At 64.2% G+C, this 23644-nt stretch carries 18 protein-coding genes; 7 read left to right on the forward strand and 11 right to left on the reverse strand.

Features of this window, described 5'->3' with window-relative positions; genetic code table 11:
- Positions 1–29: 29 nt before the first annotated feature.
- Positions 30–458 carry a hypothetical protein gene (locus NJ75_RS14260; RefSeq protein ID WP_039335611.1) on the forward strand — a complete coding sequence of 143 codons (429 nt, stop codon included), beginning with the start codon at positions 30–32 and terminating at the stop codon, positions 456–458.
- 559 nt (positions 459–1017) lie between these two features.
- Here NJ75_RS14260 and NJ75_RS14265 read toward each other — a convergent pair.
- The 6 genes from NJ75_RS14265 to NJ75_RS14290 all read right to left on the reverse strand — a co-directional run bounded on the left by NJ75_RS14265 (position 1018) and on the right by NJ75_RS14290 (position 10933).
- Positions 1018–2253, reverse strand: a complete 1236-nt coding sequence (locus NJ75_RS14265) for an MFS transporter (RefSeq protein WP_039335613.1) — start codon at positions 2251–2253, stop codon at positions 1018–1020.
- 23 nt (positions 2254–2276) lie between these two features.
- Positions 2277–4961 (reverse strand): glycoside hydrolase family 2 TIM barrel-domain containing protein, encoded by a 2685-nt coding sequence (locus NJ75_RS14270; RefSeq protein ID WP_052242512.1) that lies wholly within the window; start codon positions 4959–4961, stop codon positions 2277–2279.
- 416 nt (positions 4962–5377) lie between these two features.
- Positions 5378–8344 carry a TonB-dependent receptor domain-containing protein gene (locus NJ75_RS14275; protein WP_236727153.1) on the reverse strand — a complete coding sequence of 989 codons (2967 nt, stop codon included), beginning with the start codon at positions 8342–8344 and terminating at the stop codon, positions 5378–5380.
- Positions 8345–8553: 209 nt separating this feature from the next.
- Positions 8554–9333, reverse strand: coding sequence for an SDR family NAD(P)-dependent oxidoreductase (locus tag NJ75_RS14280; protein ID WP_039335785.1), 780 nt, complete (start codon positions 9331–9333; stop codon positions 8554–8556).
- Positions 9330–10145 (reverse strand): SDR family NAD(P)-dependent oxidoreductase, encoded by an 816-nt coding sequence (locus NJ75_RS14285; protein WP_039335615.1) that lies wholly within the window; start codon positions 10143–10145, stop codon positions 9330–9332. Before NJ75_RS14285 ends, NJ75_RS14280 begins: the two co-directional genes overlap by 4 nt.
- 5 nt (positions 10146–10150) lie before the next feature.
- On the reverse strand, positions 10151–10933 hold the full coding sequence (locus NJ75_RS14290) for an SDR family NAD(P)-dependent oxidoreductase (protein WP_039335617.1): 783 nt from the start codon (positions 10931–10933) through the stop codon (positions 10151–10153).
- 151 nt (positions 10934–11084) lie between these two features.
- Here NJ75_RS14290 and NJ75_RS14295 point away from each other — a divergent pair, with 151 nt between their 5' ends.
- From NJ75_RS14295 to NJ75_RS14305, 3 genes are all read left to right on the forward strand, one after another.
- Positions 11085–12485: an aromatic ring-hydroxylating oxygenase subunit alpha gene (locus NJ75_RS14295; protein ID WP_039335619.1), complete on the forward strand. Its 1401-nt coding sequence runs from the start codon at positions 11085–11087 to the stop codon at positions 12483–12485.
- Complete coding sequence (locus NJ75_RS14300) at positions 12482–13258, forward strand: ThuA domain-containing protein (protein WP_039335621.1); 777 nt, start codon at positions 12482–12484, stop codon at positions 13256–13258. Before NJ75_RS14295 ends, NJ75_RS14300 begins: the two co-directional genes overlap by 4 nt.
- A gap of 73 nt (positions 13259–13331) precedes the next feature.
- Positions 13332–13697, forward strand: a complete 366-nt coding sequence (locus tag NJ75_RS14305; RefSeq protein WP_039335623.1) for a c-type cytochrome — start codon at positions 13332–13334, stop codon at positions 13695–13697.
- Between the two features lie 47 nt (positions 13698–13744).
- Here the strand turns inward: NJ75_RS14305 and NJ75_RS14310 are convergent, their stop codons facing one another.
- Positions 13745–14335 carry a rhodanese-like domain-containing protein gene (locus NJ75_RS14310; RefSeq protein WP_039335624.1) on the reverse strand — a complete coding sequence of 197 codons (591 nt, stop codon included), beginning with the start codon at positions 14333–14335 and terminating at the stop codon, positions 13745–13747.
- An 80-nt stretch (positions 14336–14415) separates the two neighbouring features.
- Between NJ75_RS14310 and NJ75_RS14315 the strand changes: the two genes are divergently transcribed.
- Positions 14416–15174 carry a quinoprotein dehydrogenase-associated SoxYZ-like carrier gene (locus tag NJ75_RS14315; RefSeq protein ID WP_052242513.1) on the forward strand — a complete coding sequence of 253 codons (759 nt, stop codon included), beginning with the start codon at positions 14416–14418 and terminating at the stop codon, positions 15172–15174.
- Positions 15171–16109: a quinoprotein relay system zinc metallohydrolase 1 gene (locus tag NJ75_RS14320; protein ID WP_039335626.1), complete on the forward strand. Its 939-nt coding sequence runs from the start codon at positions 15171–15173 to the stop codon at positions 16107–16109. The genes NJ75_RS14315 and NJ75_RS14320 overlap by 4 nt, the downstream gene beginning before the upstream one ends.
- Here NJ75_RS14320 and NJ75_RS14325 read toward each other — a convergent pair whose 3' ends face one another.
- The 4 genes from NJ75_RS14325 to NJ75_RS14340 all read right to left on the reverse strand — a co-directional run bounded on the left by NJ75_RS14325 (position 16110) and on the right by NJ75_RS14340 (position 23046).
- Positions 16110–18365: a TonB-dependent receptor gene (locus NJ75_RS14325; protein ID WP_039335628.1), complete on the reverse strand. Its 2256-nt coding sequence runs from the start codon at positions 18363–18365 to the stop codon at positions 16110–16112.
- Positions 18365–20401, reverse strand: coding sequence for a TonB-dependent receptor (locus tag NJ75_RS14330; RefSeq protein ID WP_052242514.1), 2037 nt, complete (start codon positions 20399–20401; stop codon positions 18365–18367). The genes NJ75_RS14325 and NJ75_RS14330 overlap by 1 nt, the downstream gene beginning before the upstream one ends.
- Before the next feature lie 119 nt (positions 20402–20520).
- On the reverse strand, positions 20521–21942 hold the full coding sequence (locus NJ75_RS14335) for a porin family protein (RefSeq protein WP_039335791.1): 1422 nt from the start codon (positions 21940–21942) through the stop codon (positions 20521–20523).
- A gap of 129 nt (positions 21943–22071) precedes the next feature.
- Complete coding sequence (locus tag NJ75_RS14340) at positions 22072–23046, reverse strand: PQQ-dependent catabolism-associated beta-propeller protein (RefSeq protein ID WP_039335792.1); 975 nt, start codon at positions 23044–23046, stop codon at positions 22072–22074.
- Positions 23047–23194: 148 nt separating this feature from the next.
- Between NJ75_RS14340 and pedF the strand changes: the two genes are divergently transcribed.
- Positions 23195–23641, forward strand: coding sequence for a cytochrome c-550 PedF (pedF, locus tag NJ75_RS14345; protein ID WP_039335630.1), 447 nt, complete (start codon positions 23195–23197; stop codon positions 23639–23641).
- The last annotated feature ends 3 nt before the right edge of the window (positions 23642–23644 follow it).

Raw genomic sequence — 23644 nt, forward strand, 5'->3', positions numbered from 1 at the left:
GACGTCTGGATTCAGGCTAACATTGCTTGATGAGCGACAGATCCGACCGACTTTTCAGCCGCGCTGAAGCAATTTTGGCCGGCAAGTCAAATGGCTTTGGAATGCCGATTTTGCAAATGCTTGCTCACAAGCGATACGGTCCTGCAATGCTTAGCCTTGCGGCTCGCAAGACGGATACGGGAAAGAGAGCAGACCTTGGGCGCTTCAGCGACGCGACCAGTCCAGCCGGTTTGATGTATCGCGCTTTCCAACGGGGCGAAGTCAACGCTGCCCAAAATCTCGCTCTCACACTCTTCTATGCAGGTGACCTTCCTGGATACCGTAAATGGCTGCAACGTGCTGCAAGGGGCGGCGACAAGGATGCTGCTAAAGAATTGAGCAGGTTCGAGGTGCGGCAACCTTACCCACTTGCGCGGCGTATGAAGCGGATTCGCCCATACCGGCGCGATGGCAGCTGACCACCCCTAAGCGGTCGTTGGGGCGACAAGGCGGGTGAGCCAATAGCTGCCGTTGGTTCAAGTCGGCGGCGAAGGGCAGCTTTCAGGCCTTTGCGACCAAATGTTGCCTGTCAGGACACGACCCCATTGCAGACAAAGGTTTAGCGTGAGAAGTGGTTGAATGCGTTGGCCATACCCTCGAATTCCTGAGCTTGGCCGCGATCTTCCGGGGGGCAGCGAGGGTGAGATAACCTTCACGGAACGCCTGCGAACACGGTTCCCTATCGGATCTGACGAAATTGCATGATTAAGGAGTTGAAGAGACAAGGCTTCATCGTCGATGAACGCCTATTCTATGACGGATGGCTAAGCGCTTCAGTCCGATGGGGCATAGTTATCCAAACACTTTGGTCTGTTCGTTGGCGATCAACCGAAGGGCAGATTGACGAAGTTTTTGGAGTATACGGAGCTGTTGCGCCTTGAAGTGCATGACCTCTTCCCACCCTTCCCGCCATTCAATGCTCCTGTTGACGACCTACAACAGCGGTCATCCCGCCTGTGCGGCATCCATGTGGGCCCCCTAAGGCCTCGCCCGCAACAGGCTCCACAGCACCACCGCCGCCAGCAGATCAAGCCCTGCCAGCGCCACGAACAGCGGGTTGTAACCGAACACGTCCGCGCTCTGGCCGATCAGCAGCGTGAACAGCATGCCGCCGACCCATGCCGAGGTCCCGGCCATGCCGCTGGCCGTGCCGACAGTGCGGCTGTCGAACACGTCGGCGCACAGCGTGATCAGCGCGCCGTTGAGTAGCTGGTGCGCAAACCCGCCGATGCAGAACAGGGCAATGGCCATCTCGGGCGAGGTGGCAAGCCCGATACAGGCAGGCCCGACCATGCAAAGCGCCCCCATCGTCATCGTGATCTTGCGCGATGACAGCATGGAAGAACCGCGCTTCATCAGCCACGGCGGCAGCAGCCCCGCAGCCAGACTGCCGAAGTCTGCCGCCAGGAACGGCAGCCAAGCCCACAGCGCGATGGATTTGAGATCCAGCTTCCACACCGCCACGAGGTAGAGCGGGATGAAGAAGTTGAAGGTCTGCCACGCCGGTTCGGCCAGGAAGCGCGGCACGGCAATCGCCCAGAACGAGCGGCTGCGCAGCACCTGCCCCTTGGTTGCCGGCTTGGTCGCATCGGGCTGGTTCATCGCCACGATGGCATCGCGCTCTGCCTGCGAAAGGCGCGGGTGGACGGCGGGATCGCGATAGCCGACCCACCACATTCCGGCCCAGACGAGGCTCAGCGCCCCGGTCACCAGAAACGCCGCCTGCCAGTTCCACGCCAGGATGCAGAACGCCACCAGCGGCGGGGCAATCATGTTGCCCACGCTCGTGCCCATCTGGAACAGGCTGGTGGCCAGCGGCTTTTCCTTCGCTGGAAACCACTGCGCCACGGTCTTCGTGCCAGCAGGGATCGCCGCCGCCTCGCTCGCGCCCAGCAGAGAGCGGAAGAAGGCAAGGCTCATCCAACCCGTGGCAAAGGCGTGCGCCATGTTGCTCAGCGCCCAGCCCACGGCGAAGAGGAAAAACCCCAGCCGCGTGCCGAGCGCATCCAGCACCGCGCCCGCAACCGTCTGCATCACCGTGTAGCTCGCCTGGAACGCGAGCACGACCCAGCTGTACTGCTCGGTCGTCATCGCAAACTCGGTCTTGAGCGTCGGCGCCGCTACCGACAGCGTCGAGCGCGCCAGGTAGTTCAATATCGTGCCGAGCGTGATCAGCGCGATGATCCACCAGCGCAGCGGAAGTTTCCTGAGCATAGCTTCTGTCCGTTGCCTTGAGGTCAGCGCAGCCGCTCGATCTCGATCATCGAGACCCGCGCATCGGTAGTGCCGCTGATGAAGTCGAGCGCGAGGCTGCCCTTTGCCTTGACCGTGAAGGTCCGCGCTTCAGCCACCGCCCCGCTCGCCGGAATGGCTGGCTGGAACTTGCGCAACAGCGTCTTATTGCCGCTCTTCACCTCGAACGTGCCCGGCTTCTGCGTGGGCGCGGTGGCGAACCACAACGTCACCTTGTAGCGCCCGTCAGCCACCGGCACGCGGTAGGAGAAGGTGCCGCTGCGATAAGTCGCCAGCGCGGCCCGGTCGGTCGTTCCGGCAATCGCGGTGGGCACCGCAGGCTTGCCAAAGTTGGCCGGCTTGTCGAGCGAACCCGCCTGCCCGCCCTCGAACCAGTTGTCCGAACCCAGCACGCGCCCTTCGCTCTTCGCCGCCAGCAACGTTCCGGCATCGATCACGAAGCGCCGCGCAGTCTCCGGCGCCAGCATCCAGCGTGCGCTGTCCTCGACCGTGCCGCCCGCGTGGACGCCCCGCGCCACCAGCGCATTGCTGCCCTCGTCCAGGCGAACGCCGCTCCACACGCAGGCCTTCTGCGGGCAATCGCTCTTCACCCCCACCGAGCGTCCATTGAGCAGCAGCTCGGTGCTCGCGGTGTTGCTGTAGACCTTCACGTCCGTCACCGGATAGGCGCGGTCGACATAGCGCTTCGAGGTGATGTGGACCATCGGCTCGGGGTTCCAGTTCGCCTTGTAGAACCAGAAGGCGTCCTTGCGGGTCTTGTGGTCGTAGGCGATCAGGCCCTTGGTATTGATGTCCTGCGCATCGCCCTCGGTCCGCACCGTCGTGGCAAAGTCGAACGAGTTCCACAGCCACGTGGCATAGAGCCAGGGCCGCGCGTCCAGCTGCGCCAGCGCGGTTTCGTGAATATGGCTCTCGTATTCCTCCGGCTGCGCCGCGCCGCGTGAATCGGCCGGCCCGCCCAGCACATTGTCGGTGTGCATGGTCAGCGCGCCGCCGGCGCCGTATTCGGTCACGGCCAGCGGCTGCTGCGGCCGCTTGGCGCGCAGTCCATCGAGATGCGGCCCGAGGTCGCCGGGCTTGCCGAAGTACCACCCGAAATAGCGGTTGGCCCCGCCAAGGTCCGCTGCCGCGGCCGTCGTGGGGATCTCGATATCATTGCCGAATGCCCGCGCCTCGCAGCACGTCGCCAGCGCCGTCGGTCGCGAAGGATCGAGCGCCTTGGCCGTCTTCTGCAACTCGTTCAGCAGCGGCATGGGATCGACCTCGCGCCCATCAGCCCCGCCAAACATGAAAGACGGGATCGAATTGCCGAAGTCCACCTCGTTGGCGATGCTCCAGATGGCCGAAGCGGCATGGTTCTGGTTCTGGCGCACCAATTCGGTCAGCTGCGATTTGGCATTGGCGACCAGCGCCGGATCGGGCACCTTGCTGCCGCCCAGCGTCCACACCGAAACCAGCGGGATTTCGTCCCACACCACCATTCCGGCGCGGTCGGCCAGATCGTGCACGTCCTGCCCGTGCTGGTAGTGGGTCAGGCGGATCGTGTTCGCGCCCATCTCGCGCAGGGTCGCAATATCCTCGGCCACATCCTCGCGCGAAATCGCCCAGCCCTTGCCGTCGCGGTCCTGATGATAGCCTGCGCCGCGCAGGCGATAGGGCTGGCCATTCAGGATGAAGCCGCGATCTGGATCGAACGCCATCGTGCGCAGACCATAGGGCTGGCGCACTTCGTCCGACACTGTGCCATCGGCGGCAACCACCTGCGTGACCAGATCGTAGAGATAGGGATCGGCAGTGCCGTGCCATAGGTGCGGACCCGCCACTGTCAGCCTAGCGGCAACCTCGCCGACCTTGCCCGGCGCAAGCGTCGCCGGAACTGTCGCGCTGGCCGCTTCAGCACCGTCTCGGTCGATCAGCCGCACCCTGACGCTGGCCTTGGAAGCCTTGGCTGTATCGTTCTGCACCCGCACCACCAGGTCGACCTGCGCCTGATCCTTGTCGGCCTTTACCGTGGTCGCGCGCACACCTGGGCCGCCGGCATCGGCGAGATCGATATGCAACGGAGCGGTCGTCACCAGCCGCACCGGCCGGTAGAGCCCGCCGTGCACGAAGAAGTCGCCCGAAAGCGGCAGGACGTCGGCGGTGGAGCCACCGGCCTTGGGCTGTGCATTGTCCACCCGGACAACCAGCACGTTCTCTCCAGAAGCCTTCATCGCCGCCGTGGCATCGAACCTGAAGCGCGAGAACCCGCCGCGATGTTCGCCAAGGTAAACCCCGTTGAGCCAGACCTTGGCCACGCGGCTCGCCGCATCGAACTCCAGCCAATGGCGCTTGCCCCTGGCGCCCGCCGGCGTCGCAAAATGCAGGCGATACCAACCGATGCCCTGCCGCTTGTCCACTGTCGCGGCCGTGTTCGTGCCGCCAAGGTCATGCTTGTAATAACCAACCCGGTTCCAGGTATGCGGAACCGAAACCTGCGTCCACGTCGCGTCGGCAAAATCCGGGGCGCTCGCCTCCGCCACGTCTTCTGCCGAGAACCGCCAGCCCGCATCCAGAACCATCACGTCCCGCCGAGATTGCGCGAAGGCAGGCAACGTGCCGGCGATGATCAGGCAAGCGACGGGAGCGGCAATGATTGCGCTCGCACGACCTGCTCGAAATGACCCCATTCAACCTCTCCAGGTAAGCTTCTGCTTATTGCGTTGCTGACCGGCAGCCCCTCGGAACTTGATCGAACCTGAGGCAAAGCGCGTGTCGATCCAATCCGGCGAAGGTTCACCGTCCAATCTTCATGACTTACGCAAATTTTGGCCTGACCACAAAGCACTTTTTGCCCTGTTCGACACTTGGGTCGGTCATTTGGGTCGGACATTTGGACATTCTGCATAACAATCAGAGGCTTCGGCAGTGCCAGCGGCACGATGGCGCCGCCGGCATAAAGCCGAGACTACGGAAATTGGCCAGTCCAAATTTGCTCACAGCGTCGTCACCCTGCCCTGAAACAAGGCGGCACTTGCAAAGCGATCCACAACGCAAAAGGCCGGCCCCAGCGGGACCGGCCTTCGCAATCAGAGCTCTTGGGCGATCACATGGTCACGCGGGCACCTGCATAGAGGTAGCGGCCGACGAAGCTGATCGGATAGTTGCTGGAGAAGCGGTCCGGCTTCTGGTTCCAGATGTTGTTGCCGCCAATGTAGAAGCGGAACTTGTCGTCCACGTCGAACGCCACCTGCACGTCTTGCTGCCAGCGTTCCTTGATCCACAAGTACTCGGGCGCGACAATGTCCGGGTTGGCGGCCAGTGTTTCCAGCTCGTAGCGACGCGTCTTGCTGAACCAGCTGATGCCGTAGTTCACCGTCACGCCATCCATCTTCCAGGTAATGTCGCCAGTGGCGTTCCACTTGGGGCTGTAGGTTTCCTCACGATCGATATCCACGTTCGCGCCCGGGGTCGGGATGAACTCGAGCCGGTCGAGATAGCCGCCGATCAGGCTGAGGCTGAACGAGCCGAGCTTGTCCGTCCGGAAGCTGTAGTTCAGGCGGAAGTCCGCACCTGCCGTGCGGAAGTTCGCCACGTTCACCGGCTGCACGAAGTAAGTGTTGATATAGCCGGTGCCGGTTGCGCGCCCCACGTTCTGGCAGAACACGTTGTCGAGGCTCGGCTGGTCGACGCAAAGTTCGGCAACGTCCTGAGCCGTCGGCGTGTTCACCGCGTTCTTCAGCTTGATGTCCCACCAGTCGAACGAGGCGACGAGGCCGGGGATGAAGCTGGGACGCAACACCACGCCAGCGGTCCACGTCCGCGCCGTCTCCTCGCGAAGGTTGCGGTTGCCACCGGAGAAGCCGGGGAGGCTGACCGTAGCGGTCGGATCGTTCTCGGGGTTGAAGGCTGCGATCTGCGCGGGCGTCAGGCCGGCTGCAGTAAGCACAGCGCGGCAGTTTGCCTCGCGGAACTGCGTGCCTTCGGTGATGAACACCGGATCGCACGGATCGCTGATGAACGAGAAGCCACCGTTGCGCGGCGCAAACAGTTCGGTGATGTTCGGAGCGCGCACTGCCTCAGACAGCGTGCCACGGAACGTCACGTCGGGGATCGGCGCATAAGTACCGTCGATCTTCCAGGTGGTCGTCTTGCCCACCGTGGAATAATCCGAAAGGCGGATCGCCGCGCCCAGCGTCAGGTTGTGCGCAAAAGGCATTTCTCGCAGGACCGGTACCGAAAGCTCGGCAAACGCTTCCTTGACGTCGAACGAGCCTTGCTCGGGCAGCTGCAGCGAAAAGTCGGCCAGCGCACCCTGCTGAAGCAGATCGTCGGGCACGAAACGGCTCGACTCCTTGCGGTATTCGCCGCCCAGCGCAAAGCCGACCGGGCCGCCCGGCAGTTCGAAGAACTGGCCGAAATCGCCCGAGATCGATCCCGAGATCACGTTCTGGCGAATGCGCGCCCGGTTCACGATGTCGGCGTTGACCCAATCCAGTGCGGCCTGGCTGCGCACGCCGTTGCCCAGCAGGTTCAGCGGAAGGCATCCGCTGTTCGCGCCTGGCGTGAAGGTCGTGGCCGGTGCATCGTAGTTGTTGGGATCGATGTTGCCAGTGGGGTCGATGGTCGAACGGCAGACGATATTGCCCGCTCCATCACGCACCGCATCCACGGCCGCGAAATAGCGATCGGCGATGCGGTAGTTGGTCAGGAGGATGTTCGACTTGGTCTGCCCGAAGACGTAGGACACGTCATAGCGTGCATGGTCCGAAATGCGGCCTTCGAAGCCGAGGACGGCGCGGATCGTCTCGCGATCGTTGCGTTCGCCGCGCACGCCAAGGTCGAAGTTGTCGCGCGACAGCAGCGCACCGCCGCTGGTGTCGGCGATGCCGGCGTAGCGATCCTGCAGGAACGGGTTGTCCGGCGTCAGGTACGTGAAGAAATCGAACGAGGGCTGATTCTGCGTGAAGGTCCGGTTCTTGACGTACTTTCCTTCGACATAGACCGACAGCGCATCGCTGAAATCATAGTGCGCCAGCAGATTGACGTTGTGGGTCCGGTTGTAGGCCTGCAAGTCGCCCTGGTAGCCGGCCAGCGGCGTGCTGTCGCCGCCTTGCGTCAGGCCGCCGGCGGAACTCAGCAAACGACCACGGTCATAGACCTTGCCGGAACCGGTGAAGTCGGGGATCCCGTCGAAGTCGAGGTCGATCGCACCATCGACCGAGCTGTCGGCGTAGCGCAGGTCGTTGGTCGGCACCCGGTCGGGCAAGTTCGGATTGTCCGGCAGGTCCGCCTGATTGCGGACCAGGCCAAAGCTGCGTCGCGGATCACCGGTAAAGTCGCGGCGGAAGCTGCTGACACGGTCGATCTCGCGGAATTCATAGGCCACCGCAATGTTGCCGCGGCCGTCTGCGAAGTTGCGCCCTGCAGTGACCGAGCCATAGCGTTGCCCGGCGTCGCCCTGATCCGAGATGCCGATCTGGCCGGAAGCGACCACTCCGTCGAAATTGCGCTTGAGCCGGAAGTTGACCACGCCCGAGACGCCGTCCGCACCATAGATCGCCGAAGCACCGCCGGTCAGGACGTCGACGCTTTCGATCAGGTCGGTAGGGATCGAGTTGATGTCCACAGCGGCGGTACCGGCAAGGCTGGCGACGTGGCGCCGGCCATTTACCAGCGTCAGCGTACGGTTCTCGCCAAGATTGCGCAGGTCGAGCAACTGCACGCCGACCGCACCGAAGTCGGCGTTGGAGCCCGAGGTGCGCGCGCCGCTCAACGAGTTCAGCAGCGCCGGGTTCTGGGCCAGCGTCTCGACGATCTGGACGTTGCCGGCCTGCTGCAAGGTTTCCGACGTTACCGACACGATCGGGTTGGGCGCATTGTAGTCGGCGCGCTGCTGGATGCGGCTGCCGGTCACGACAATGGTGCCGCTGTCTTCGGTCGCTTCTGCGCCCTGCTCGGCCACTTGCGGTTCGGCCGTCTGCGCATCCTGCGCAAGGGCAGGGAATGCCAGGGTGGCGATGCTGCTGGCAGAAACGAGTATGGCTGCCCGCAGGAGTGTCATTTTCGTCATGGAAATCCCCATTGATCGGTCGCGTCTGAGCGCTTGGCCGGGAATTCCACTCAAAGATTAACAGGGTCAACTGCCCGGAGGGTCATTTCCGGGCAGCCCCATAACTTTAGTTCAGGATGATGCATTTTCATCACAGAGTATGACGAATCTTTTCCCTAAACCCCTGAATTGTCTTTCTATTTTGTGACAAAAGATTGAACGAACGTTCATCAGACCTGGCTGAACCCACCATCCATCACGAACTCTGCGCACGTGACAAAGCTCGCCGCGTCAGAGCACAGATAGACCACACCGCCGCCCATTTCCTCAGGCCGACCCATGCGGCCGATCGGGTGGTTGGCCACGATGCCCTGCATCGCCACCTCGCGCGAGGGCACCGCGCCCAGCTCGACATAGCGGTCCATGATCGAGTTCAGCATGCCGGTGTCCACGCCGCCCGGATGCACCGAGTTGACGCGGATGTTGTAGCCCAGCGCCGCAAATTCCGCACCGAGACACTTGCTCAGCATCTTCACCGCCGCCTTGCTGGTGCAATAGGCCGCGTTGAACGCCGCCCCGCGCAGGCCGCCAACGCTGGAGAAGTTGACCACCGAAGCACCGCCAGTGCGCGCCTTGCCGCCTTCCTTCAGCAGCGGCAGCAGAACTTGCGTACCGATGATGATCGAATCCACGTTGATCGCGTTGACGCGGTGGAAATCGGCCAGCGGAGTCTCTTCGAACTTGGTCACGATCGAATAGCCGGCATTATTCACCAGCGCATCGAGGCGCCCGTACTTGTCCTGCACCAGCGCCGCGACGGCCTGCCAGTCGGCCTCGTTCGTGACATCATGCTTGAGGTAGTGGTCCGCCCCTTCGATCTGCGCGTCTGGCGCAAGGTCGGTGGCGATCACCGTGGCGTTCGCGGCCTTCAGCGCCTTGACCAGCTCACGCCCGATCCCGCCCGCTGCGCCTGTGACGACGGCGACCACATTGTTGAGAGCGATTGTCATTGCGCCGTCCATCCCCCGTCGATCACCAGCTCCGCGCCGGTCATGTAGCTTGAATCCTCGCTGGCCAGGAAGAACGCGGCCGAAGCCAGTTCCGAAGGCTGCGCCAGCCGCCCGATCGGCGTTGCGCCGACCACGCCTGCCACCAGATCGTCGGGCTTTTCGGCAAAGCCCTGATCGACCCAGCGCTGGAAGCCGGCCTTGAGCAGTGGCGTCTCTACAAAGCCGGGGTGCAGCGAATTGGCACGGATCGGCGTCTTCTTCTGCGCAAATTCGATGGCGATGCCCTTGGTGAACAGCCGCACGGCGCCCTTGCTGGCATTATAGGCCGAAACCTCGTTCATGCCGACGAGGCCCATGATCGAGCTGACGTTGATGATCGAGGCACCGCCGCGGAAATCCTTGCCGCTTTCTGCCATCAGCGGGACGAAATGCTTGGTGCCAAGGAACACGCCATCGACGTTGATCGACATGATCCGCCGCCAGCCTTCCATCGAAAGGCTCTCGACCGGCCCGGTCAGGTCGATCCCGGCGTTGTTGACCAGCACGTGGCACTTGCCGTGGCGCTCTTTCACGAGGGCAACCGCGCGCTCCCAGTCTTCTTCCTTGGCGACATTGGCGCTGATGTAGCTGGCCGCCTGCCCCAGCATGCTCATCACTTCGCGCGCAGTATCGCTATCCTCGGCATCGAGGTCCGAGAGCACGACTTCGGCCCCCTCGGCGAGAAAGCGCTCGGCGCAAGCCAGACCGATCCCGCGCAGGCCACCCGATACGAAGGCAACGCGCCCCTTCAGGCGCTGTGCAGACAATTCCATGTTCCTCAGACCCCCATCATGCCGGCGGTCGTCGCGCCGTCGATCGCGTATTCGGCGCCGGAGATGAACCCGGCCTCGTCGCTGGCAAGGTAGGCCACCAGCCCGGCCACCTCGTTCAACTGCGCCATGCGCTTCATCGGCGCCATGCCCTCATACATCGCGCGCGCAGCGGCAGGATCGGGCTGGCTGTTCATGATCTGCTGGATCAGAGGCGTCTCCACCACGCCCGGCAGGATCGCATTGACGCGGATGGCATAGCCCTTTTGCCCGCAGTGCACTGCGGCAGACTTGGCAAGCGCGCAGACAGCGGCCTTGGTCACGGAATAGGTCACGTAATTGCCCAATGGGCGCGTGGCGTTCATCGAGGAATTGATGATGATCGACCCGCGCGGACCTTCGGGATTGCGCTTCATGCCCTTGATGGCGTTCTGAACGGTCAGCATCACGCCGGTCTGGTTGACGGCGACGACATTGTCCCAGCCCTCGATCGAAACATCCTCGATGCTGGCATCGCCGCTTTCGGTGCCGGCATTGGCAAAGACGATGTCGATCCGGCCTTCGGCGGCGATGATCTCGTCGATCAAGCCCGGCCAGCCAGCGGCGTCCTGCACGCGCAGCTTGCGAAACACCGCGCCCGTTTCGGCGCAAAGGGTGGCGGCCGCCTCTTCCTTCGATCCGGTGAACCAGACCTTGGCGCCTTCCTCGGTCAGTCGTGCCACGGTGGCCGCGCCGATGCCGGTGGTGCCACCGGTAATCAGGGCGACCTTGCCTTCAAGCCTCTTGGACAATTGCTCTCTCCCGCAAGAATCTGCGTCAGTTTATGATGTCAGTGGTTACGCGCAGGCGGCAGTCGTGCAACCTATGCTTTCAGCAAGGTGACGCGCGCGCGCATGGGCGGCAAAACCGGCACCAATACCGGAATCTGGGTGAGGAATCATAATGGCTGACAGTGACCCTAACATGGGCGGCGGAAAAGCCCGTTGCGAAGCGATCAGCTGGCAGGAACTGCTGGCCCAGGATTCGCGCCCCGCTCCGGCGATGCTCACCGAGGAAAGCTACCAGTACCGCGGCTCCGAACCGCTGGCGGCAGAGCGCTACACGTCTGAAGAATTCGCCCGTCTCGAGCGCGAGAAGATGTGGCCCCACGTCTGGCAATTCGCCGCGCGAGAAGAGGACATCCCCGAAGCGGGTGACTACACCGTGTTCGAAAACGCCGGGCGCTCCTGGCTGATCTCCCGCCAGGAAGACGGCAGCGTCAAGGCGATGCACAACGTCTGCCTCCATCGCGGACGCAAGCTGCGCACCGAAGACGGCACCGCCGACACCTTCACCTGCCCGTTCCACGGCTTTGCCTGGAACAAGGACGGCAGCTTTGCCGGCATGCCCTGCTCGTGGGACTTCAAGCACCTGCAAGCCGACAAGATGGCCCTGCCCGAGGCCGAAGTCGGCCGTTGGGGCGGCTACATCTTCCTGCGCGAGGAACCGGGCGGCCCCACTCTCGAGGAATACCTTGCCCCGATCCCTGAATTCTTCAAGCGCTGGCGCCACGAGGAATGCACCACGGTGATCTGGGTGGCCAAGGAAGTTCCGGCAAACTGGAAGGTCACCGCCGAAGCCTTCATGGAAGCCTGGCACACCGTCGTCACCCACCCGCAGCTCCTGCCCTTCACCGGCGATGCCAACGCCGCCTACTGGACCTATGGCGACAACGTCAACGTGAACCACGTTCCGTTCGGCATCATGTCCCCGCACGTCGATCCCGAGGGCAAGACGCAGCAGTGGATCGTTGACGAGTTCTGCAAGTACAACGGCCGCAGCGCCGACAACTACGATGCCTCGGGCGATCCCTTCGCGGTCAGCGTGCCCGAAGGCATGACCGCGCGCGCCGCATTGGGTGCCGCCATGCGCGCAGGCTACACCGCGCAGACTGGCTATGATCACGACCACGCCACCGACGCCGAACTGCTCGACGGCCTCGTCTACAACGTCTTCCCCAATTTCGCCCCGTGGGGCGGCTTCATGCCGAACATCGTCTATCGCTGGCGCCCCGGAAAGACGCCCGACACCTGCCTGATGGAAGTGCGCATCCTCGCTCGCGTCAAGAAGGGCGATCCCATGCCGCACGGCGTGCCGATGAAGCTGCTGTCGAACGACCAGAAGTGGACCGATGCGCCCGAACTCGGCGTGCTCGGCCACGTCTTCGAACAGGACATGGACAACCTGCCTTACGTGCAGGAGGGCCTCCATGCGTCGAAGACCGGCGAGGTCAATTTGGGCGACTATCAGGAAATCCGCATCCGCCAGTTCCACCAGACGCTCGACAAGTACCTGAACGCATGAGCGAAGTTGCCCACCCTCCACGCATCGATTGCGTGCTCATCTGCGGCGGCGTCTGGCATGACATGGACTTCGCCCGGCTGGAGATCCTCAAGCTGCTGGCCGAGGACCCGGCGATCCGCACCCGCGTCTTCGAGGATTATGAGAACATCGAGGCGATCAAGGCAGCAGACATCCTGATCACCTACACTTGCGACGTCACGCCCTCGTTGAAGGCGCAGGAAGCCTTGCGCGATTGGCTGCAGGCGGGCGGGCGCTGGTATGCGCTGCACGGCACCAACTCCGTCCTGCGCTTCCTCACCGAAGGCCCCAACAAGGACCTGTGGGACGCGCCGCGCTGGGCGCCGCTGATGATGGACCTGCTTGGCAGCCAGTTCCTCAGCCACCCGCCGATTGCGCCTTATACGGTCACGGTGGCGGACCCCGATCACCCGCTGGTGCAGGGTATCGAGCCGTTCGAGACCACGGACGAACTCTATCACATGGAGTACCACGGCAAGCTACATGTGCTGCTGGAAACCGACTGCACTGTGGAGGGCACCGGCTTCGTCGAAGCGGCCGACGCCATCGGCAAGCATGCCGTCATGTATCTGAAAGACCACGGAAAGGGCGGCGTGCTCTACAACACGCTCGGCCATTGCCGCGGGCACTATGACCTGCAACCGATGCTTGATTGGTGGCCGACAGTCGACCGCTGCGCCTGGGACCTGCCGGTGTTCTACGAGTTGCTGCGGCGCGGGATCGGCTGGCTCAAGGATCGCGCGCCCAAGTCTTGATCCTAAAGTCCAATTTTGGCGGCAAGGGGGTCATGTCACACCCTTCCGGGTAAACGAATCCGGGAGAGACGACATGACCATCCTCCGCACAGCGCTGATCGCCGGCGCCCTGCTGACCGCCAACGCCGCGCAAGCCGGCCCCGCCGCTCCGCCCTCAACCTGGGCCCGCTGCGCCGTCTGCCACAGCAACACCAAGGGCGCGCCCGACAAGATCGGTCCCAACCTCTACGGCGTCTATGGCCACAAGATGGGCGTCAAGGGCACCTACAAGTTCTCTGACGCGATCAAGAAATCCGGCCTCAAGCTCGATGACGCGACGCTCGACAAGTGGCTGGAAAACCCGGCAAAACTCGTCCCCGGCAACCGCATGAGCTTCCCCGGCATCAAAGACAAGGCCAAGCGCGCCGAACTCATCGCCTACCTCAAGACGCTGAAGTAACGCCGGAAAATCCTCCCCGATAGTGCTGGGCTAAAACGGGGAGGGTCTCAGTGTGGCGCTATCGTCACCGGCTCTGCCTTGACCAGCGCCCGCCCGGCGTCATTCCAGCCCTCGATGCCCTCGGCGAACCAGTAGACTTGCGCAAATCCCTCGCTGGCCAGGCGACGCGCGGAGTTCCAGCTCATCCAGCAATCGCTGCGGCAGAACACCACCACCGGAAGCGAAGGGTGCCTCGCCCGCTCGGCAGAAATCGCGGTGCGCAGCCCCTGCCAAAGCGCCGGGTCGGGATGGCTGCGCCCTGTTTCGGGATGCCATGCTGCACCCGGGATCGTCTCATGCTGCGCAGCAAGCGTCCACCTTCCCGACAGCGGATCGCGCACGCCACCCTCTGCCGGAAGCACATCGATGAACAGGGCATCGACCCCCGGCCTCAGGTGGAGCGCCTCTTCCGCCGAGATGGCAACGGCCGGTGTCGGCGGGCGATCGACCGGAGCGCGATAGCGTGCCTTGCGATAGCCCGCAGCGTCGAACAGTTCGGGGAGAGTTGTGGCAGAGTTGGCGGTTTGCCCCCGAGAGTTGCCGGGGAGTTGGAAAGCGGCGAAGATCGCCAGGAAAAGCGCTACCTGCCTTGTTTTCATGGCCTTTTCCGCCCCCTACGCCTTATTCCAAGGTCCAATATGATCGCTCTGGCAATGCGCGCATAGTGTGCTTTGGGAGAATGCGCATGATGGTCAGGATGACGATTGCTGCCCTATTTATGGTGGGTTCGGCGCCCGCGCTGGCAGCCCCTGCCGATCCCCTGCACTCGCCAATGTGGGAGCATCACGCCGCGCGCCTGTTCGGCAAGGACTCTATCGTGTTCGATGACCGCGTTGCCGTCCACATTCCCGAAATTGCTGAAAATCAACGTGTTTTCCCGGTGACGGTGGACGCGCGCGCTCTGCCGAACGTGCGCCGCATCGTCCTCTTTGCCGATCTCAACCCCATCCCCGTCGCCGTCGACTACGCCCCCACGCGGGCCCAACCCTTCCTCGCCACGCGCATCAAGCTCGATCAGCGCACCCCGGTGCGCGCGGCGGTGCAGACGCAGGACGGAATCTGGCACGTCGGCGGATCCTGGATCGATGCCGCAGGCGGCGGCTGCTCCGCGCCGCCGGTCAGCCGCGTGAAGGGAGACTGGGCGGATCATCTGGGGGAGGTTCGGGGCGCGCAGTGGCTTGAAAAGGCTGGAGAAACCCGCCTGCGTCTGACCTTCCGGCATCCGATGGACACCGGGCTGGTGGAGAACATTCCCGCCTATAACATCGAGCGACTGACAGTCCGCGACGCCAGTGGCAAGTCCTTGGGTGAAATGCAGATTTTCGGCTCGGTGGCCGAGGACCCGGCGTTTACGGTGGTCGTCAAGGCAACGGGACCCATTGCCTTCGAGGCACGCGACAGCGCCGGCCTGGAGTTTCCCGGCAAGGTGGGTGCGTGAGGCTGGACCGCAGGGCGCTGTTGCTGGTCGGACTGTTCAGCCCCGCCGCCGCCTTCGCCGAGAAATTTGCAAGCAAATACAATCCTATAGCCGAGCCGATCGCGGACGGTTTGTGGATTGTGCACGGCGCGGACGAGGCCATTGCCTTTGCCAATGGCGGCGCCATTGCCAACAGCGCGATCATCGCGACAGAGGCGGGCGCAGTGCTGTTCGACCCCGGCGTCTCACGTGAACACGGCCTTGCGCTGGGAGCGCTGGCGCAAAGGCTGACCGGCAAGCCGGTGGGCCGCGTCTATATCAGCCACCTGCACCCCGACCATGCGATGGGCGCAGCGGCGTTCGACCCGGCAATCGTTCACGCCCTGCCCGCGACGCGGGCCGAACTGGAGCGCGATGGCGAGGGCTTTTCGGACGCGATGTACCGCCTGCTGGCCGACTGGATGAAGGGCACGGCAATCGTCCTCCCGCAGGGCGATGTGTCTGAAGGCGCAGTGGAATTTGGCAGACGCCAGTTCCGCCTGATGGCGCTCAAGGGCCACTCCGGCGGCGATCTGGCTCTGCTCGACGAGGCGACGGGCACGCTGATCGCCGGAGACCTCGTGTTCCACGACCGCGCGCCTTCGACGCCGCATGCCAACCTGCCAGACTGGCGCGCTTCGCTGGATGTGCTTGCCGCCCTGCCGCACAAGCTGCTGGTGCCGGGGCACGGGCCGATTGACCGCAATGGAGCCGCGATTGCGCAGACCCGCGATTGGCTCGACTGGATCGAGGCGACGCTGCGCGATGCGGTGGCCCGGGGCCTCGACATGAGCGAGGCTGGGGACCTTCCGATTCCTCCCCGCTTTTCAACGCTCAAGGCCGCGCGGTATGAATTGCAGCGCAGCGTCTCGCACTTCTATCCCGGGTTGGAAGCGGAACTGCTGCCGAGGTTGTGATCAGAACTCCGCCCTGAGCGATACCGTCAGCCGGCGTGGGGCGCCGGGGGCGTAGGCGCGGGGGTCTTCGGCACCGGGCGCTTCGGCAAGATCGATCTCATCGACTTCGGAAAAGGTGCCGAAAGTGGCATAGCGCTTGTTCAGCACGTTGCGGACCTGCGCGACAAGGCGGATGCCCGGCGCAAGGCGGACCGCGCCATCGAGATCGAACACGGCATAGGCAGGCGTGCGCGCATTGTCGTTGCCCTCGTCGCCAGCAAGATACTGGCCGGAGCGGGCGCGCAACGTGACACCGGCAGACCAGTTCCGCTCCTCGCGCGCAAGGCGCAGGTTGAGGGCGTGGCGCGGCACGGCAGGCAACTGGTCACCGCGCGCGACCATGATCGTGCCCTCGTCATCGGCCGCCGGGTTCGACGGGCTTGAAAGGGTGAAGGCATCGCGAAAGCGCGCATCGGTGAAGGCAAAGCTGGCCGAGGAATACCAGCCATCGTGCCGCCACTCCGCCGAGGCTTCGACGCCCTGCCTGCGGGTGTGGCCGAGATTGGCGAAATAGGCCCGCCCGCGCACGCTGGAGGCAATCATGCGGATATCGTTGCTGGTCTCCGAGCGCCACAGGTTGACGCGCCAGGCCAGCCTTCGGCCGGTTGCACTCAGCCCACCATGCCAGTTGGTTGCCGTTACCTGCCTGAGCGGCGGATCGGCGATGAAGAAGTTCGCGAGGGTGCAAGGCGCTTCCGGATCGGCGCAGCTCAATTCCGCAGGGGTGGGATTGCGGCTGGTGAGCGAAAAACCGGCGGTGGCGTGAAGGCCCGGGGCCAGTGCATAGTCGAATTCGATCGAAGGATTGAAGCGATCGAAGGTGTGGCGTCCGTTCAGCGCGGTGCCCAACTGGTCCTCCATCACCACGCGGTTGTGCGAATAACGCGCCCCGGCCTCGACCGAGAGTACCGTGGTAAGCGGCAGTTCGAGACTGGCAAAGAGGGCGAAATCGTCCAGTTTCGATACCAGCGACACCGGCTGGATCGCCCTTTTCGCCGAGACCAGCGGCAGGCCGAGATCCTCGACCGAGCGGTCTTCTTCCAGCTCTCCAAGGTCGGTCTGCGCGCCGAAGCGCGTGCGGGCGTGCTCCCATGTGCCGCCCAGTGCGATGCGGCGCGTGCCGAGGTCGGTTTCGACCGTGTCCTGCCATTGCAGGGTGGCGCCATAGGCCTGCGTGCGCTCCTTCCCGCGATTGAACACGGCAGGATCGTCGCCAGCTGCGTCGGCGGCAACGGGAACGCCATTGGCAAAGAGAGGATCGCTGTAGCCGTCGTCATTATCCTCGACGCAAAGTTGCGCCGGGTCGGCATCGCAGGCACCGAAATCGGCAAGATCGCCGTTGGCATTGCGACGATCGAGGTATTGCCAGTGGGCGCGCAGTTCGATGCGGGAGGTCTCGCCCATGGACAGCCACGGCGCGGCGACAGCGCGGGCAAAGCGGGTGCGCGTGCTGTCGGGCCGGGTGAACACCGCATCGTACTTCGCATCGAGCAGCTCGACGGGCGAGACGCCGTTGCCGGTCAGGTCGGTCGCAGCGCCGAGGGCGGAGAGCTCGATGCCCCAGCCCTCGCCCTGATGGATGCCCTTGGCAAAGCCGCGATAGAGCGTCGACGGACTGGCCACGCGCCAGCCTTTGTCATGCCGCGCTTCGAAGGCGACAAGCAGGTTGCCTTGTGCGGTGCCGGTGCCATAGCTGACCGCGCCGCCCGCCATGCCTTCGCTGTCGACATCGCCCTGGCCGCGCAGGCCGGACAGGGTCACGCCGTCGCCGGTCTGGACAAGAACCGATCCGGCCAGCGCATTGCGCCCCAGCACCGGATTGGCATCGTTGACCTGCGCCGCGACAAGCACCGTATCGGGCATGAGATCGAGCAGGACGACATCGCCGAACGGCTGGTTGAAGCGCACGCCATCGAGATAGACGGCGATGCCCTGCTCCATGCCCTGCAGCGCGCCGGCGGAAAACCCGCGCCAGTTCAGCGTTGCCTGCCACGGATTGCCGGCGGCTTCGCCCAGAGTCAGGCCGGGAATGGCGCGTTCGAGCGCGCGGCCAAGATCGGCGCGGCCCGAGGAATCAATGGCCGCAAGATCAAGTGCGCGAGCCTCGTCGAGGTCGATCATGCCACCGGGGGCATTGACGACGATCTGCGGATCGGTCTGGGCGAGAGCGGGTGCGGAAACGGCGGCAAACAGCAGCGGGATCAGCTTGCGCATCATCAGATCTTGACCCTCACCCCTGCCCAGAGCGTGCGCGGATTGCCAAGATCGATCGAGCCGCCCGCATTGCGCGTGACGATTTCGGTATCGAACAGGTTTTCCGCGCGCAGGACCAGGCTGATCCCGCGGGGCAGCGGCACTTGCGCAAACATGTCGAGCGTGGTTGCGGCCTTCAGGCTGTCGATCTGCAGGTCGTCCTCGTACTGCTGGCCGACATGGCGCAGGGTAGCGGCAATGTCCCAGCCTACGGCAGGGCTAAGCCCAAGCGTGGCGGACGCGGCGAGGCGCGGGGTCTGTGCCGGGCGCTTGCCGGTGAGGTTCGACAAGGGGCCGTTGCGCACTTCGGCGTCAGTCCATGCCAGCGAGCCGTCGAAGCGGACGATGCCCACTTCGGCGTGAGCGGAGGCTTCGATGCCGCGGGCGCGAATCTCGTCGACATTGCGGCGCTGGCGCAGGTTGGTGCCGATGGTGACGTTGGCGATGGCGTTCTCGATCCGGTTGTCGAAACCGGTAACAGACAGGCGGATGCCCTCGGCGGGGGTCAGGTCGATCCCGGCCTCGAAGCCTTTCTGCTTTTCATTGCGCAGGGCGGCGTTGGCCTGCGTGGTTACCGGGAAGACGGTAAAGGGCCGGTAGAGTTCGTTGAGCGTGGGCTGGCGCAGGCCGGTATAGGCCGCGGCGCGCAGAGCAATCATGTCACTGACGCGCAGCACCGCGCCGCCGCGCCAGGTGACGGTCCAATCGGTCTGCGTGGCGTAATCGGTGCGGCTGGTGACAGTGCCTGCCGTGTTGCGCACTTCGAAATAGCCGTCGGCGATCACGGTGCGATCGGCGCGCAGACCGCCGGTGAGGACAAGGCTGCCCAGCGTCAGGTCGTTCTCGGCATAGAAGCCGAGGTCGGTGTTGTTGCCCCCTGCCCGGCGACGTGCGGTGATGGCACCGGTGGCGGCGCTGATTGCGTTCTCCTTCATCGTGCCCGATGCCCGGCGCCAGTCGACGCCAAGGCGCAGCACATCGTTTTCGCCCATCGGCGGGCGCAGCTCGAACTTGCCGCCAAGCCCTTGCGCGGGCGTATCGTACTGGTCGAGCGTGGGTTTGAAGCTGGTGGCGGAGACGACGATGTTGTCGAAATTGCGGACCTGGACATAGGCGAGGGCATCGAACTGCCAATCGCCCCGGCCGACCAGGCGCAGGCTGGCGTCCTGGCCTTCGCTGGAGGTGGTGGCGCCCTTGAAGCGCAGCAGGCGATCATCGCGATAGACCAGCGCGCGGGCCTGAAGCTCCACCGTATCGGTGAGCGGCGCGACGGCGCGGACCTGGGTGGACCAGGACTCGTAGCGGGCACGAACGGTGGCGGGAACGCGCTGCGATTCCGGCGTGGTGAAGAAGCCCTTGCCGCGATCCCAACGGCCCGAGACAACCGCGAAGCCCGAGCCGAGGCGCGGGGCGATGCTCAGGGCAGCTTCGGTCTCGCCGCGCTGGCTGGCGAGGAGCTGGCCGTTGACGAGGCCAAGCTGATCGGGTCCTGCGCTCTCGAGCTCGATCGTGCCGGACAGCGCTCCCGCCCCGAACGGGCCCGAGCCCCCGCCGCGGGTGACGCGGATCGAGCCCAGCGTATCGGGCGTGAGCGCCGGGAGCGGGACGTAGCCGAAGAAGGGATCGGCCATGGGGACGCCGTCGAGCAACACGAGCGCGCGGCTCGTGGCATTGCCACCCAGCGCCCGCAACGTGACTCCCTGGGCCGAAGGGTTGGACGAGCGGCTGTCTGACCGGCGGAACTGCTGGAACCCGGCGACCTGTGTCAGCACGTCCTCGATGCGGCCCGAGGCGGATGTGGTTATGGCATCGCGGCCGATCTCGACAGTAGAATAGGCAGGCGTGCCCGGGGTCTTTTCGAGGCCGGCGCCGGTGACGACGATCTGGCCATCGGGACCTTCATCGGCAAAGGCCGGAAGCGCGGTGGAGGCAAGAGCGGCTGCGGCCAAGAGGCTGCCAACCCTGACTGAACGGGCCCGAAGAAAACTGGTGTCGTCCATCTGCTGCGACTTTCCGGATGACGATTTGAAGACAGAACTGTCGGCGGCGCTTTGGGAGCAATCGGCGCCGCCGACAAGGGTGGACTTTGGTATCGAATGTTAAGTTTATGAAATCCGGCTCAGAAGAACAGGATTCCGCCGACGGCCAAGGCATCGCTTTCGGCCTTGTTGCCCGAGTGGGCGACGGCCTTCGAATGCACGTATTCGCCGATCAGCGTGACCCACGAGGTCAGGCCATAGCGGACCTGGCCGACATAGCTGGAGTTCACATCGAGCAGGTTCGGATTGGCGAGACGATCGGTGTTGCTTGCGTAATCGAGGTGGCTTTCGCCATAGCTTCCGCCGACCGAGACCTTGCCGAAGGTGGCCAGCGCCTGGGCATAGAAGCCGCTGGAATCGCGCTTGGCAACGCCGCTGCCGGTCTGCGGAAGACCGGTGTCGAACAGGCCGAGCACTGTCGTGCCAAGGCCGCTGGCGGTGTAGTAGTAGCCGGTTGCCGTGACCGGGCCGACGGTGACCTTGCCGCCGAAGTCCACGCCGCTGCCGGTGTAGCTGCCGCCGCCAACGATATCGTGCTTCTGGGTGATGCCCGACACCCACAGGCGCGCGGCAACATCGCCGAACTTGCCGTCATACGTCACCTTGCCCTGGAAACCGGGAGCCGAATTGCTCTCGGCAGGGCCGGTGAGCGAGGACAGCGGCTGGAACACGCCGACCGAAGCCTGCAGACCCTTGAGGTTGGGCGAGGTGTAGGTGATCTGGGGCTGGAAATCGGTGTAGATATAGCCGACGCCGATGCGTCCCAGTGTGGTGTTGCCCGGCGCAACGTTGTTTCCGGGCGTGCCCGAGGACAGCAGTGTGATGTCGTTTAGGATGCCCTCCGACCCGAACAGGCCGATATCGCGGCCGATCTTGAAGGTGCCGACGTTGGGGCGCCCAAAGGTCATGTAGGTCTGGCGGAAATCGATGCCGGCGGTGGCAAGGGCGGTCGGCTGGCCGCCGTTGTTGGCGCCGAGAGCGCCCCAGGCGGTCGAGTTGATGCCGGGGTACATGCCGAAAGTGGCGCCGACGTCCCAACCCGACTGCTGGGTCGCCACCGAGACCTTGAGGAAGCCGGGGAGCAGGCCATTGCGGATCGCGCTGGAGTTGTTGGCGCCGACGCTGGCAATGCCCCCGGTGACGGCAGTGCGCGCCGTGGGCGTGGCGGGATTGTCGTGCACGTAGAACCCGTTGACCGAGCCAGAGAACGTGATCGTGGCGGGGCCGACTTCTAGGCCGATGCCCGACGCGGCCATGCGGACCATGCGGCTGGAATCGACGGATTCAGTGGCGCGGGTCATGGTATCGCCGGCAGGTGCGGCGGCAGCTGCGGGGGCGGGAGACGGCTTGTTTTCCTCGGCCAGCAGCTCGGCATATTCCTCGTCGGAGAGGATGCCCTTTTCGTGCAGGCGCTTGAGAAGTTCGGCCGTGCCGGCGTAGGCGGGCGTGGTCGCAATCGCCATCGTGGCGAGCGCAACCGAGGCGCAAAGCGCCTTCTTCATGTTCATTTCCATCCCCTCCGTGAAAGGTCGTGTCGATTATTCTGCGACTGAGCGGAGAGAATGCTGCGCGGAAACAAACTGCGATATTGGACTTTGGGCGTTGGACTTTGGGATAATGACGAAGGTCAGTCAGCGCCCCAGTGCGACGCCCCAGGGGCCGCCGCCTGCCTTGATCGTGGCGGTAACCTGCATCGCCGCAATATCCACGAACGAGACGGAATCGCTGGCTCCGTTGGCGACGATGGCGCGGGTTCCGTCCGGGGTTATGGCAAGGTGCCACGGGCGGTCGCCGACCTTGACGTAGCCGCGCACCGTGCGGGTGGGAACGTCGACGACGGCGATGCTGTCGGCGCGTCCAAGAGCGACAATCGCGGTCTTGCCATCGGGGGTGAAACGGATGCCGCAGGGCATGACCTTGTAGGCCGGAACGCCGGGCGGAGCGAAGGCAATGGTCTGTTCGATGGACTTGGTGGCGACGTCCGCGATCTGCACCGTCCCGGCCATTTCGGCGGCGATCCACACCTTCTGGCCTTTGCCCTCGAATTCGATGTGGCGGGGGCGGGCGTCGGTTTCCATCTCCTCGGCCACGGTGCGCGTGGCAAGGTCGATCCAGGCGACGGTGTTGTCCTCCTCGCTGGTGACGAGCAACCACTTGCCATCGGGGCTTTGTGCGACGCCTTCGGGCTCGTCACCGACGGTGACCTGCCACGCAACCTTGCGCGCATCGAGATCGATCGCCGTGACGGCGGCGTTGTCCTCGTTCGCAGTAAAAAGCAGGTTGCCAGAATAGGCGGGGAAGAACTGCTCCGGATCTGCACCTGAAGGCAGGGCAGCAAGCAGCGCGCCAGTGGCGGGATCGCGCATTTCCACCGCATTGTCCGCGCTGGCGGCGACGAGCAGGGCCTTGCCGTCTCGCGTCATCGCGATGCCGCGCGGGCGATTGCCGACCGGCCATTCCGCCTCGACCGTGCCCTTCTCGACATCGATCACCGTCACGGTCGAGGACCGTTCGTTGCTGACGTAGGCGCGCGTTGCGTGTGCCGCAGGCGCAAGGGTGGTGCCGAGCAGCAGGGTTGCTGCGAATGCCTTCAGTTGTCTCTCCATGCTGCGCACCATATCCGACGCTCGTGCGCGCGCATATGACACCTTGGTCTTGTACCATGGTTCAATTTGCGATGGCCCGGCAGCGCGATAAGCAAAGAGCATTATCGGGGCGGACGATCATCCGCACCCGTGTCGCAGAGGATGACTGATGATCAAGATCTCCAAGGGCCGTGCCGCCCTGCTGGCGGCTGCTGCGCTGGCCACCGGCGCCATCGCATCGAGCCTTTCCGCGCATGGTAACGTCACGCCGCAAGCGGTTGACACTTCGGCACTGCCCGACCTTGTCGGTGGCAATGACACCTGGGTGACGGTCAACCCCTACCGCGGCAACGAGAAGGCGCTGGAGATCGGCCAGTCTGCCTATGGCCAGAACTGCGCACGCTGCCACGGGCTCGACGCGATCTCGGGCGGAATTGCGCCTGACCTGCGTTATCTCGAAACCGGCGACAGCGGCGACGAATGGTTCGTCCAGCGCTTCCAGCACGGCTCGTCACGCGATGGCAAGGTCTATATGCCACCGTTCGGCGAAGTGCTCGGCCAGAAGGCCGGATGGGCGATCCGCACCTGGATCGAATCCAAGCATACGGAAGAGTGACCG

The sequence above is a fragment of the Novosphingobium subterraneum genome (genome assembly GCF_000807925.1).
GTDB classification, from domain to species: Bacteria; Pseudomonadota; Alphaproteobacteria; order Sphingomonadales; family Sphingomonadaceae; genus Novosphingobium; species Novosphingobium subterraneum.